Source organism: Selenomonas timonae (assembly GCF_014250475.1).
GTDB lineage: Bacteria > Bacillota > Negativicutes > Selenomonadales > Selenomonadaceae > Centipeda > Centipeda timonae.
Window position 1 is genome coordinate 715,229 of sequence record NZ_CP060204.1, and the last position, 12,032, is coordinate 727,260.

Here is a 12,032-nt window from a genome sequence, read left to right on the forward strand (position 1 = left end):
ACGGAAAATTTCAAAAAACTTTTCACTTATGTATACAGTTGTGGAAGGAAAAAGGATTTTTTCGTCGAATGTTGTTAAGGGTACTGATATTCAACGAAGACGGCGACCGGCGTAAGGCTCTGCGCCCAAGATGGTGCAGGGGCGGTTTTCTTGCGTTTCTTACGCCGCGGGACTGTCGGAGGAGGAATATGAAAGTCGTTTTATCGGTGTATCGGCGGCAGATCGTGTATGCGTTTGCGGCGGCTGTGCTCATCGGTGGGATCGCCCTGCTCGCTGCGGGTGAGATCACACTCATGGGTGGAGTCGCAGCAGGGGCGGCGGCTGCGGCGCTGTATTTCTGGCAGCTGGCGCAGCGCCTCATGCGTGCGGCGCGGCTGCGCGCGGTGGGACAGGTGCAGATGGGCATGATCCTGATGTTCGTGCTCGTGGCGGCGGTCACATTTGCGGCGGTGCGGACGAGTACGCTGCATTTCTTCGCGATGCTCGGGGGGTTCCTCCTCGTGCATGCGATGATGATGGTGCAGATGATCGTTCACGCGATACGTTCCGATAAGGAGCAGTCGGGGGAATCCCCCCAAGGGAGGTAGAGGTTATGCACGAAATCGGTGTTCGCGAGGCAGTGCAGATCGCCGGATTTACCTTCAATTCGCAGACGATTGTCATGACGTGGATCTCAATGGCGGTCGTTCTCCTCATCGGCTGGCTGGCGGTGCGCAATCTAAAGGTTGTGCCGACGTCGAACTGGCAGATGATGTTGGAGACGATCATCGATGCACTTCATGAACAGGTCGATGAGAACATGGGACCGCGCGGACGGGGCTTCCTCGCCACGTTCATTGTGTCGCTGTTCATCTTCCTGCTCGTATCGAATTGGATCGGTCTGATTCCGACGATGGCATCGCCGACAAACGATCTGAACACCACATTGGGACTGGCTCTGCTGGTCATTGTCATGATGCACGTCCTGGGGCTTGCGGTGAAGGGGATGCACTATGTGTCGCATTTCTTCCAGCCGGTCGCGCCGTTCGTCATCATCAACGTCGTCGAGGAGATCGCAAAGCCGATCACGCTCTCGTTTCGTCTATTCGGCAACATTCTGGCGGGTGAGATTCTGATTCACATCCTGCTGCAGCTCCTCGGGAATGGCTCTACCATCCCCTCGGTGATCTGGCTGGCGTTCAGCGTGTTCGTCGGGCTTGTGCAGGCACTGGTCTTCACGATGCTCTCGACAGCATATATTGGTGCTGCTATCAAGACGGACGACGCTCACTAAGGTTTTTTCGCGCAGGTGCGCGTATCTAAGATTTTGTTCAACAGTTTAAGGAGGATCTTTTCATGGAAAACGCAATTATGGTTGCAGGCGCTCTGGTTGGTGCTGGTCTCTGCTTTGGTCTTGCTGCGATGGGCGCGGCGATTGGTGACGGTCTTGTTACGGGGCGCTTCATCGAGGGTCTGGCACGTCAGCCGGAGGCGGGCGGCGTTCTCTTTACGCGTACGCTGATCTCCGTCGGTCTGATCGAGGCGCTCTGTATCATTGGCGTTGTTTTCGGCATCATCATGCTCTATGCAAATCCGCTGATTAAGTAAGTAATCGCATCGGATTTTGCAAAGGGGGCATAGGAATTGATCGAAACCGTACAGGGGCTTATTGATCTCAATGGGACACTGCCCGTCCAGATTATCAACTTCCTGATTCTCGTTGCACTCCTGCGCGCTGTGGCGTACAAGCCGATCGTCCGCATGATGGAGGAACGCAAGGCCAAGATCGCCGAGAGCATCGACAAGGCGGACGCAGATGCTGCTGCCGCCGAGGCGACGCTGAACGAGTACAAGGCGCAGCTGGCTGCGGCGCGTACGAAGGCGCAGGAGATCGTGGATATCGCCGAGAAGCGCGCATCTGAGGAGCGCGAGGCGAGCATTCAGGAAACGAAGCGTGAGATCGAACAGATGAAGAAGGCTGCGGAGCTGCAGATGGAGCGCGAGCGTGCCCATGCAGTTGAGCAGCTCAAGGCCGAGGTTGTCGCCCTGTCGCTCGCAGCGGCGGGCAAGATCATCCAGAAGAATCTGGATGAGAAGGACAACGATGCCATCATTGGCGAGTTTATCGCAAAACTCGACGCAAAAAAGATTGGTGATGCGCCATGCTGAACATGGAACTTGCACGCAAGTACGCACGCGCGATCTTTGAACTTGCCTGCGAGGATAACGCACTCAAGGAGTACGGCGCGGATCTCGCGAAGGTGCAGCGTCTCTATACGGAGTGCCCGGAGCTGAAGGCGTATCTCTGCAATCCGAACATCCAGCCGGAGGACAAGAAGTCCCTCCTGAAGGAGGTGTTCGCGGGCGGTGTGCGCGAGACGGTGCTGAACTTCCTCCTGCTGCTCATCGACAAGCGGCGCATGATGGTGTTCGACGCGATCAGCACGATCTTCGGACAGCTCTCGAACGAGAAGCTCGGCATCGCCGTGGCGGATGTCACGACGGTGGACGAACTGACGCCGGAGCAGATGAAGGCTCTGACGGAGAAGCTCGAGGCGATTACGGGCAAACAGGTAACGCTACGCGAACACCGCGACCCCTCGCTCATCGGCGGCGTGGTGGTGCGCATCGGCGACCGCCGCATCGACGGCAGTATCAAGGGGCGTCTCGCAGCAATGACGGCAGAGTTAATGGCGAACTAGCGGGGTGACAGCGAAATATGAAAATGAATCCGGAAGAAATTACTTCCATAATCAAGGAACGAATCAAGAACTATGATGTCGACCTGAACGTCAACGATGTCGGCACGGTTCTTGAGGTCGGCGACGGCATTGCCCATATCTATGGGCTGGACAAGGCGATGGCGGGCGAGCTGCTGGACTTCGGCAACGAGGTCTACGGTCTCGTGCTGAACCTCGAGCAGGAGAGCGTCGGCGCGGTTCTGCTCGGCGGCGATACGGTCATCAAGGAAGGCGACACGGTGAAGCGCACGGGCCGCATCATGCAGGTGCCCGTGGGCGAGGCGATGATCGGTCGCGTTGTGGACGCGCTCGGTCGTCCGATCGACGGCAAGGGTCCCATCGACACGAAGGAGTTCCGTCCGGTCGAGTCGCCGGCACCCGGCATCGCGGACCGCAAGAGCGTTCACGAGCCGCTGCAGACGGGTCTCAAGGCAATCGACGCGCTCGTCCCGATCGGACGCGGACAGCGCGAGCTCATCATCGGCGATCGCGGCACGGGCAAGACGGCAATCGCTGTCGATACGATTCTGAACCAGAAGGGGCAGAACTGTATCTGCGTCTACGTCGCCATCGGTCAGAAGGCATCGACGGTCGCGCGCGTCGTCAAGACGCTCGAGGACGGCGGCGCGATGGAGTACACGATCGTTGTCGCGGCAACGGCTGCGGACAGCGCTCCGCTCCAGTACCTCGCTCCGTATGCGGGCGTTGCGATGGCGGAGTACTTCATGTACAAGGGCGGTCATGGGCTGTGCGTCTATGACGACCTCTCCAAGCACGCGGCTGCGTACCGCGCGATGTCGCTGCTGCTCCGCCGTCCGCCCGGACGCGAGGCATACCCGGGCGACGTGTTCTACTTACACTCCCGCCTCCTCGAGCGCGCGGCGAAGCTCTCCGACGCACTCGGCGCAGGCTCCATCACGGCACTGCCGATCATCGAGACGCTCGCGGGCGACCTTTCGGCGTACATCCCGACGAACGTCATCTCGATCACCGACGGTCAGATCATGCTGGACACCGACTCGTTCTACTCGGGTATCCGCCCGGCGATCAGCGTCGGTCTCTCGGTCTCCCGCGTCGGCGGCTCCGCACAGATCAAGGCGATGAAGCAGGTCGCGGGCACGATGCGTCTGGATCTGGCGCAGTACCGCGAGCTGGCGGCATTTGCCCAGTTCGGCTCCGACCTCGACAAGGCGACGAAGGCACAGCTCGATCGCGGCGCACGCATGGTCGAGACGCTGAAGCAGGCGCAGTACAGCCCACTCTCCGTTGCCGAGCAGGTGCTTGTCATCTTCACGGCGGTGCGCGGACACCTCACGGACATCCCCGTGAACAAGGTCGTCACGTTCCACACGGACTTCCTCAAGTTCATGCGTTCCTCGCATCCCGAGATCGCATCGGCGATTACGTCGCAGCAGAAGCTCGACGATGCGCTTGAGGCGAACATCACGGCGGCGATTGCGGAGTTCAAGGACACCATCTCCTACAAAGAAGCGTAAAGGAGAGGTGACTGTATATGGCAAATTTACAGGACATCCGCCGACGCATTCGAAGCGTCAAGAGCATCCAGCAGATCACGAACGCCATGGACATGGTTGCGACCTCGCGTCTGCGCCGTGCCAAGGAAGCGGCGAACAACAACCGCCCCTACGCCGAAAAAACCGCTGCGGTCATTCGGAGCGTGGCGGCGGCAGCCTCCGGCGTCTCGCATCCGCTGCTTGAAAAGCACGCAGAGGGCAAGCGCCTGATCCTCGTCATGGCGGCGGACAAGGGGCTCGCCGGAGCATACTCCAGCAACGCGCTCAAGACGGCGATGACACTCGTTGAGGACAAGGCGAACACGCAGATTGTCGCGGTCGGTCGCAAGGCGCGTGATTTCTTCAAGAATCGCGGCTTTGACATCGTGCACCAGCGCGTCGGCATCAGCGAGCGTCCGAAGGCACGCCACGCACAGAAGCTCGCGGCGCAGCTCATCGCTGCGTTCGAGGCGGGCGGCGTGAAGGAAGTCTACATGGTCTACACGCGCTTTGTCTCGGCGATCACCTGCGTCCCCGAGATTGTGAAGCTCCTGCCCTTTGAGGCAGAGGGTGAAAACGCGGCGCACGCGCAGGCACAGTACATCTATGAACCGAATGCCGAGGAGGTGCTCGGGGCACTGCTGCCGCAGTACCTGTTCACCACCATCTATGCGGCGCTCCTCCAGTCGGCGGCGAGCGAACTGAGTTCACGCATGAACGCAATGAGCAACGCGACCGACAACGCAGGCGAACTCATCGGGAAGCTCGACCTCTACTACAACAAGGTGCGTCAGGCGGGCATCACGAACGAGATCAACGAGATTGTCGGCGGCGCCGAGGCACTCAAGTGACATCCATGCACCGTGCGTACATGGAGGTAAGGAGGTTTTCCATTGGCAAAAGGTAAAGTCGTACAGGTCATCGGACCTGTCGTAGATATTGAATTCCCGGCGGGCGAACTGCCGGAGATCTTAAGCGCCATCAAGATCAAGGGCAAGGCCGCCGACCAGGAGATCAATCTCACGGTCGAGGTCATGCAGCATCTCGGCGACAGCGTCACGCGCTGCATCGCGATGAGTTCCACCGACGGCCTGATGCGCGGCATGGACGCCGACGATACGGGCGCACCGATTAAGGTGCCCGTCGGCGAGGCGACCCTCGGACGCGTGTTCAACGTCCTCGGCGAGCCGGTTGACCACAACCCCGAGCCCGTCGGCAACAAGGAGAGCTGGCCGATCCACCGCCCCGCACCGAAGTTCGACGATCAGGAGACATCGACGCAGATCCTCGAGACGGGCATCAAGGTCGTTGACCTGATTGCTCCGTACTCGCGCGGCGGAAAGATTGGTCTCTTTGGCGGCGCAGGTGTCGGCAAGACCGTTCTCATCATGGAGCTCATCCACAACATCGCGACCGAGCACGGCGGCTACTCCGTCTTTGCGGGTGTCGGCGAGCGTACGCGTGAGGGCAACGACCTCTGGTCGGAGATGACCGAGTCGGGCGTTATCGACAAGACCGCACTCGTCTACGGCCAGATGAACGAGCCGCCCGGAGCGCGTATGCGCGTGGCACTGACGGGACTCACGATGGCGGAGTACTTCCGCGACGTGCAGGGTCAGGACGTGCTGCTCTTCATCGACAACATCTTCCGTTTCATCCAGGCAGGTTCCGAGGTCTCGGCTCTGCTCGGACGTATGCCGTCCGCCGTTGGCTACCAGCCGACGCTGACGACCGACGTCGGCGCACTGCAGGAGCGTATCACGACCACGAAGAAGGGCTCGATCACGTCCGTGCAGGCGGTCTACGTCCCTGCGGACGACCTGACCGACCCCGCACCGGCTGCGACCTTTACGCATCTGGATGCGACCACCGTTCTCTCGCGTCAGATCGCCGAGCTCGGCATCTACCCCGCCGTCGACCCGCTCGACTCCACCTCGCGCATCCTCGACCCGCATGTTATCGGGCAGGAGCACTACGAGGTCGCGCGCGGCGTGCAGGCGGTGCTCCAGAAGTACAAGGAGCTGCAGGACATCATTGCCATCCTCGGTATGGAGGAACTCTCCGACGAGGATAAGCTGACCGTCTCGCGTGCACGCAAGATCCAGCGCTTCCTCTCGCAGCCGTTCGCGGTTGCAGAGGTCTTCACGGGATCGCCCGGCAAGTATGTTGCACTGAAGGACACGATCCGCGGTTTCCGCGAGATCCTCGACGGCAAGTACGACGAACTTCCCGAGGCTGCCTTCTACATGGTCGGCGGCATCGAAGAGGCGATCGAAAAGGCGAAGAAGCTCAAAGAGGAGGAGTAACGGATGGCGACCATCAAGCTGGAGATTGTATCTCCCGACCGCATGGTCTACGCCGCCGATATCGACATGCTCATCGCCCGCTCCACGGGCGGCGAGATCGGCATCCTGCCGAAGCACATCCCCCTCGTCACGGGACTTCAGCCGCATGCCATGAAGATTCATGTCGACGCCAAGGAACAGCTCATCGCTGTGGCGGGCGGCTTCATGGAGGTCACACCCGAGAAGATCACCGTTCTCGCAACCGCTGCGGAGGAGCCGATCGACATCGACATCAACCGCGCACAGCGTGCCTACGAGCGCGCACAGGAACGCCTGCGTCTCCTGCGCGAGAGCCCTGAGACCGAGGGAAGCATCATCGACGAACAGCGTGCCTCCCTCGCGCTCAAGCGCGCCGCAGCGCGTCTGCAGACCGCAAAGGCACAGACGCCCGGAGCGTAAGACTTGGAATGGAAACGCCCCAACCGCATTGGTTGGGGCGTTTTTTGTGCGTTGCTCTCGAATGATTGCAATTTTATCCATGTTCTGATGCTCAAAAACTATGAGCCTGCTCCTTGCTGCAGGGGATCTTCGCCGTATTGATTTTTTCCCGCAGTACCTTTCTTTACCGCACAGTAGAACCAAAAACCGGACTGTACATACGACAAAATCCGAAGGACATGCTCATCATCAATCGGGAGAGATATGATACCAACAATTAAAATGAGGCGTGCCGCACCCGGGCCATGCCCCATGTCTTCCAAACGGCGGGCAGCGATACAATAATTCGCGATCTGGAAAACAAATGCGGTTACCATTGACAGGACTTCAAATGGCTTCGTATCATCGAGCACGGCAAAAAGCAAGAAAAAGCAAGGGAACGCCAGACCCGCTAACGCAAATGATCTCTTGATAAATCTCTTTCGATTCAAACGCCCATGAAGCTTGAAAAAATTCTCTATAATGCCCTCGTCCGGTTTACGCGGAGTGCCGCTCATTTGTGTGTGCACCTCAGATGTGGCAATCGCTGAGCCGCACGCCCGACAATACTTTGCGCTGTCCTCAACAGGATTTCCGCAATCTTTGCAGAACATTTTCCATCGACTCCTTCATGCCTCAATTGTATATCTATTAGGAATCACCGATAAACTGTTATTCCGTACAAATTCGGTCAGCTTCGCACACTCGTCCTCGGTGAAGCCTCTGTACTTCGTGCAGACAATGCTCGGAAGCAGGAACTCCGCCGTGTTCCTGCGCGCTCTCCATGTGTACGAGAATGCTCCCACCTTTTGGGGCAGAGCAGTGAATATCCGAAAACGTCGTGACAATGCCGTCAATGGTGCTGTAGTAGTGTTTCATAATGACGCCTCCTTATAGAAAGTATACGTCAGACCGTGTTTTCGGTCAATAGACTCAATGAGACAGAAGTATTATAGACGGAGCACACTGAATATGCTATGATGAACCCCATACCGTCCACAGAAAGGAGGCATCTATGAATCTTGCCAATTACCGCACATCCATCATTCTTGCCGTAACGTTTACGCTCCTGCTCTCAACGTTCTGGTTCTATCAGGACTTTGCGTTCATCATCTTCCTCTCACTGCTCCTGCAGCTCCTCCTAAAGCCCGCTGTGGACTTCATGGAGGCACGACGGATGCCGCGCTCGGTTGCATCGGCAATCGCCATCATCGCCTTCATCCTCGTGCTCGCCGCACTCGCGAGCATCATCTCGCGCTCCGTCCTTCCATCCTTTCAGCGGTTCGTCGCGGAGCTGCCGACCATCGGTCAGAGCCTGCAGCAGCTTCCCTTTCTCTCGGACACCGACTTCGTCCAAGATGAGTTCGTGAACATCCTCGACCGTCTGCGCAGCGTCGGCGCAGAGCTGCTGCGTGCCTCGCTCTCCTTTCTCCTTGTTGCATTCGGGAAGGTCATCGACTTTGTCATCATCATTTTCGTATCGTTCTACCTTCTGAAGGATGGTCTCACGATCAAACTCTGGCTCGTGGATCTCTTTCCGCACACAGCGCGGCGACGTGTCCTCCGCCTCTTTGACACCCTGCTCATCGCACTGCGCGCCTACATCTGCAGTCAGATCGTCATGTGCTTTATCACAGGGGTGGTCGTATTCGCCTACTTCAAACTGATGGGACTCCCGTATGCCTCGGTCTTTGCCCTGCTGTCGGGCGTCAGCGAGTTTATCCCCGTGCTGGGACCCACTGTCGCCTCGACCCTCGGCACGCTCATGACCGCCTCAGCGATGCGCGAACTCACCGTGCAGACTGCACTCTTCTACGTTGCGCTTACGCAGGTCAACCACAACATCGTCTATCCCGCCCTCGTCGGCAAAAGCCTCCACCTCCACCCCGTCGCCGTCATCCTCGGTGTCGTCTTCGGCGGCGAAATCCTCGGCGCGGCGGGCATGTTCCTCGCCGTCCCCTTCATCGTCATCGTCAAGATCGTCATCACGGATATCTATCGCGACCGCAGGGAGATGCAGAGTGCGGAGGAGGAGTGACCCGCTGTGGGAAAGCCGCCGGCTTTGCAATAACAATTCATACAGAAAGAAGCAGATGCAATGAAAAAGAAATTCTCTGAGATTCCGAAGATCGTATGGTTTCAGCTGTTCCTGCTGGCACTCGGCTACGCCTTTTATTCGGCGAACCGTCTGTCGTTCGGTGTCGGGCTCAAGGCGGTTGCGGCGAGCATATCGCTGACCGCTGTTCAGCTCGGTACGATCAGCACGATCTTTACGCTCGGGCAGGCACTCATTGACATTCCTGCAGGCTATCTGGCAGACCGCTTCGGACGCAAGCGGCTGCTCGTCATGAGCATGGTCGGCCTCGGCTGCATGACGGCGCTCGTGACGACCTCATCGAACTTCATCAGCGCGGCATTTTGGCGCCTTATGTTCGGCGTCACAGAGGGATGCTGGAACATTGTCATGTACTCGGTGGCAGGCTCGATCTTCCCCGCAGCGCGTGCGATGCTCAACGGCCTTATGATGACGTTTTACTCGATCGGCGCATATGTCGGCCCTGCCTACTACGGGTGGAGCCTTGAGACTACGGGCGAGTGGAGCATCGGGCTTCAGCACATGGGGGCTGTGACGGTTGTTTTCGGACTCCTGCTCATCGTGGGGTTCAAGTCAAAGTACACGGACACGTCCAAGGATGTCAAGCAGCTTCATCTGGTCGAGGCGGTGCGCACCGTCGGCTTCAATAAAGTTGTCTGGCTTGCCGTGCTGATTCAGATTTTGAACATCATCCCATACTGGGGATTCGCGTCGATGGGGCCGTATCTCTTCATGACGTACAAGGGGTTCAGTGCGACGGAGGCGGGGCAGTTCTTCGGCGCGATCTACGGCATCGGGGGACTCAGCGGTGTCCTCCTGGGGTTCTTCGCCGATCGCTTCGGACGGAGGCCAACGGTGCTCTTCCTCGCTGCGCTCAATGCACTCTGTGCGCTGCTCATCTTCCACGTCATGCCGCAAAACTCGCCGCTCCTCTACGTCGTCGGCGCAGTCATGGGCATCGGACTCCATGCGATCTACGTGCTCGGCTATACGATTGCACAGGACGGCGTGAGCCGGCAGCAGATCGGTCTTGCAACGGGCATTGTCGGCGCATCGAGCTACTTCCTCTCGTTCTTCTCAGGCCCCTTGATGGGCTTCCTGACGAGCACACTTGGCCATGCGGCGGCACTCGATATCATCGTCGTCGCCTTCGAAGCCGTGCTTGTCGTCGTTGCGTTCTTTATGAAGGAGACGCAGCACAGGGCAGAATCGAAATGACAGTGACTGCATCCAAGTAAAAATGGGGTTGTTGTACGAACATCAACGTACAACAACCCCATTTTCGTTTCCGTTAGTTTTTCGAGAGCAGTGCCTCGGTCAGCGCGTCCATGATCTCCTCCTCCCAGATATAGTTGCCGCTGAACTGTCCCGCGCTGCGCGGATCATCGTCCTCGGCAACAGCTTCGCCGTTCATGATGTAGACGAAGCCGTCCTTTGTCCCCGGGCGGAAGAATACGCCGGAGAGGAGACCGAACGCCTCGCCGTTATGGCCGACGAGATCGATCTCGTGTGTGCGGTTGACGCGCGATGTGCTGCCGCCCGCGATTTGTACCTCGCCAAGACCATAGGAGAGCAGCGTGCCGCCTGCCGTACTCCCGTTTTTCAGCGTCGGATCGTACTGCCACTGGGGGCGCAGCATCTCAGCGATGGAGGCGGGGGACAGGATCTGCTGCCCGCGGTAGTTGCCGCCGTTCATCAGCATCTCGAGGCAGTGCGTCAGTTCCTCGTAGGAGATGCGCAGACCGCCCTGCGGGGAGAGCATTGTCGCGTTCGTGCCGGGGACATAGCCCTTGAGCGGGAACCAGCCTTGAATGTCCTCGGCGTACGGGTTTTGCAGGTAGATGGACTCCTTCTTCGGCTGCCTGCCGCCGTAGTCGTCCGCCTTTCCGTACCAAGGACCGTGCTCGTCCCAGCTGCCGTTCTCGTCTTTCTTTTGATAGATCGTGCCGAGCTTCGCAAAGTCTTTTTTGGCGAGGTTTCCGGGCACGTAGTCCGCCTTCGTGTTCAGCTGCTTCAGGATATGTTCCTTCTGGTAGAGATCAAAGCGCTCGCCTGTGACCTTCTCGATGATTGTGCCAAGGAGACCATAGTTGATGTTCGCGTAGCAGAAGTAGCTGCCGGGTGCCTCCTCTGCAGGCGCGAAGTGATCGCCGTTTTCGTAGTAGCGTCCCTCGGGTGTGAAAAACTCGCGCACGCTGACCGAGGGCGGGATGCTGTAGACCGTGCCGTCGCGCAGCGAGGATGTGTGGCTTGCAAGCATCCGCACTGTAATCGGTGTGTTTGGGTGTGCGGGATTGCGCAGGGAGAACCCGAGGTAGCGGCTCACATCGTCGTCGAGACTGAGTTTGCCCGCCTCAACCAGCTGCATCAGCGTGAAGATCGTGAACTGCTTCGACACGGAGGCAATGCGAAAGCGCGTGTCACGCGTGATCGGCTCTGCCGCAGTTCCGTCCTGCGTAAGAAAGCGACGGCTGCCCGCAAAGTGACTGTAGACTTCCTGCCCATTTCGATAGAGCACGACGCCGAGTCCCGGAACCTGCGTCCCCGTATCGCCGAGCATCGCATCCAGACGCTTCGTCAACTGTGCCTCTGCGGCGGGGGAGAGGGCGGCGCTGCCCCTGGGCGTGGGGGATGTCTGCATCTTATGTGAGGCGGGGAGCGGTGCGGGTGCGGCGGGGGCGTTGTTCGAGGCGGCAAAGGCTGCGGGCGCGCCCAAGACAAGCGTCACGCCGAGTACGAGTGAAAGACGGCGCAGCGTGTAAGTTCTGTTTCGCATAGGAGACTCCTTTCGTACAAATAAGCTCCGCGCTGACTTCGCGGAAGAATTGCAATATTGATTATAAAATAAAAGCGATCTATCGTACAATGGACTTTATGCCTAAAATGAAGTGATTTGCAAAAGAATTCTGTATACTTTTTCGTAAAACACAAAAAATGACAA

At 58.4% G+C, this 12,032-nt stretch carries 13 protein-coding genes; 11 read left to right on the top strand and 2 right to left on the bottom strand.

Features of this window, described 5'->3' with window-relative positions; genetic code table 11:
• Positions 1–188 precede the first annotated feature (188 nt).
• The 9 genes from H1B31_RS03345 to H1B31_RS03385 all read left to right on the top strand — a co-directional run bounded on the left by H1B31_RS03345 (position 189) and on the right by H1B31_RS03385 (position 6,978).
• Positions 189–587, top strand: a complete 399-nt coding sequence (locus tag H1B31_RS03345; RefSeq protein WP_185980893.1) for a hypothetical protein — start codon at positions 189–191, stop codon at positions 585–587.
• A gap of 5 nt (positions 588–592) precedes the next feature.
• Positions 593–1,273 carry a F0F1 ATP synthase subunit A gene (gene atpB, locus H1B31_RS03350; RefSeq protein ID WP_185980894.1) on the top strand — a complete coding sequence of 227 codons (681 nt, stop codon included), beginning with the start codon at positions 593–595 and terminating at the stop codon, positions 1,271–1,273.
• 62 nt (positions 1,274–1,335) lie between these two features.
• Positions 1,336–1,587, top strand: a complete 252-nt coding sequence (gene atpE / locus H1B31_RS03355; protein WP_185980895.1) for a F0F1 ATP synthase subunit C — start codon at positions 1,336–1,338, stop codon at positions 1,585–1,587.
• Between the two features lie 36 nt (positions 1,588–1,623).
• Complete coding sequence (gene atpF / locus H1B31_RS03360; RefSeq protein ID WP_185980896.1) at positions 1,624–2,148, top strand: F0F1 ATP synthase subunit B; 525 nt, start codon at positions 1,624–1,626, stop codon at positions 2,146–2,148.
• Positions 2,142–2,681 carry a F0F1 ATP synthase subunit delta gene (locus tag H1B31_RS03365; protein WP_185980897.1) on the top strand — a complete coding sequence of 180 codons (540 nt, stop codon included), beginning with the start codon at positions 2,142–2,144 and terminating at the stop codon, positions 2,679–2,681. The genes atpF and H1B31_RS03365 overlap by 7 nt, the downstream gene beginning before the upstream one ends.
• A 17-nt stretch (positions 2,682–2,698) precedes the next feature.
• Positions 2,699–4,216, top strand: coding sequence for a F0F1 ATP synthase subunit alpha (atpA, locus tag H1B31_RS03370; RefSeq protein ID WP_185980898.1), 1,518 nt, complete (start codon positions 2,699–2,701; stop codon positions 4,214–4,216).
• A gap of 17 nt (positions 4,217–4,233) precedes the next feature.
• Positions 4,234–5,085, top strand: coding sequence for an ATP synthase F1 subunit gamma (gene atpG / locus H1B31_RS03375; protein WP_185980899.1), 852 nt, complete (start codon positions 4,234–4,236; stop codon positions 5,083–5,085).
• 42 nt (positions 5,086–5,127) lie between these two features.
• Complete coding sequence (gene atpD, locus H1B31_RS03380) at positions 5,128–6,540, top strand: F0F1 ATP synthase subunit beta (protein ID WP_185980900.1); 1,413 nt, start codon at positions 5,128–5,130, stop codon at positions 6,538–6,540.
• A 3-nt stretch (positions 6,541–6,543) separates the two neighbouring features.
• Positions 6,544–6,978, top strand: a complete 435-nt coding sequence (locus H1B31_RS03385; RefSeq protein WP_009440524.1) for a F0F1 ATP synthase subunit epsilon — start codon at positions 6,544–6,546, stop codon at positions 6,976–6,978.
• A 98-nt stretch (positions 6,979–7,076) separates the two neighbouring features.
• Here H1B31_RS03385 and H1B31_RS03390 read toward each other — a convergent pair whose 3' ends face one another.
• Positions 7,077–7,610 carry a DUF805 domain-containing protein gene (locus H1B31_RS03390; RefSeq protein WP_185981219.1) on the bottom strand — a complete coding sequence of 178 codons (534 nt, stop codon included), beginning with the start codon at positions 7,608–7,610 and terminating at the stop codon, positions 7,077–7,079.
• 401 nt (positions 7,611–8,011) lie between these two features.
• On the opposite strand from H1B31_RS03390, the gene H1B31_RS03395 reads away from it, so the two are divergent.
• Both H1B31_RS03395 and H1B31_RS03400 read left to right on the top strand, forming a co-directional pair.
• Positions 8,012–9,034: an AI-2E family transporter gene (locus tag H1B31_RS03395; protein ID WP_185980901.1), complete on the top strand. Its 1,023-nt coding sequence runs from the start codon at positions 8,012–8,014 to the stop codon at positions 9,032–9,034.
• Positions 9,035–9,094: 60 nt separating this feature from the next.
• Positions 9,095–10,309 carry an MFS transporter gene (locus H1B31_RS03400; RefSeq protein WP_185980902.1) on the top strand — a complete coding sequence of 405 codons (1,215 nt, stop codon included), beginning with the start codon at positions 9,095–9,097 and terminating at the stop codon, positions 10,307–10,309.
• A gap of 73 nt (positions 10,310–10,382) precedes the next feature.
• On the opposite strand, the gene H1B31_RS03405 is transcribed toward H1B31_RS03400, so the two are convergent.
• Entirely contained in the window at positions 10,383–11,867 is a 1,485-nt protein-coding gene (locus tag H1B31_RS03405; protein WP_185980903.1) for a serine hydrolase domain-containing protein, read from the bottom strand.
• Positions 11,868–12,032: the final 165 nt, after the last annotated feature.

Bases quoted from the DNA above. Each gene is read 5' to 3' on its own strand.
- H1B31_RS03365 (WP_185980897.1), top strand. From the start codon at position 2,142: ATGCTGAACATGGAACTTGCACGCAAGTACGCACGCGCGATCTTTGAA.
- H1B31_RS03345 (WP_185980893.1), top strand. From the start codon at position 189: ATGAAAGTCGTTTTATCGGTGTATCGGCGGCAGATCGTGTATGCGTTT.
- atpB (WP_185980894.1), top strand. From the start codon at position 593: ATGCACGAAATCGGTGTTCGCGAGGCAGTGCAGATCGCCGGATTTACC.
- H1B31_RS03390 (WP_185981219.1), bottom strand. From the start codon at position 7,610: ATGTTCTGCAAAGATTGCGGAAATCCTGTTGAGGACAGCGCAAAGTAT.
- H1B31_RS03400 (WP_185980902.1), top strand. From the start codon at position 9,095: ATGAAAAAGAAATTCTCTGAGATTCCGAAGATCGTATGGTTTCAGCTG.
- atpG (WP_185980899.1), top strand. From the start codon at position 4,234: ATGGCAAATTTACAGGACATCCGCCGACGCATTCGAAGCGTCAAGAGC.
- H1B31_RS03405 (WP_185980903.1), bottom strand. From the start codon at position 11,867: ATGCGAAACAGAACTTACACGCTGCGCCGTCTTTCACTCGTACTCGGC.
- H1B31_RS03395 (WP_185980901.1), top strand. From the start codon at position 8,012: ATGAATCTTGCCAATTACCGCACATCCATCATTCTTGCCGTAACGTTT.
- atpE (WP_185980895.1), top strand. From the start codon at position 1,336: ATGGAAAACGCAATTATGGTTGCAGGCGCTCTGGTTGGTGCTGGTCTC.
- atpA (WP_185980898.1), top strand. From the start codon at position 2,699: ATGAAAATGAATCCGGAAGAAATTACTTCCATAATCAAGGAACGAATC.
- H1B31_RS03385 (WP_009440524.1), top strand. From the start codon at position 6,544: ATGGCGACCATCAAGCTGGAGATTGTATCTCCCGACCGCATGGTCTAC.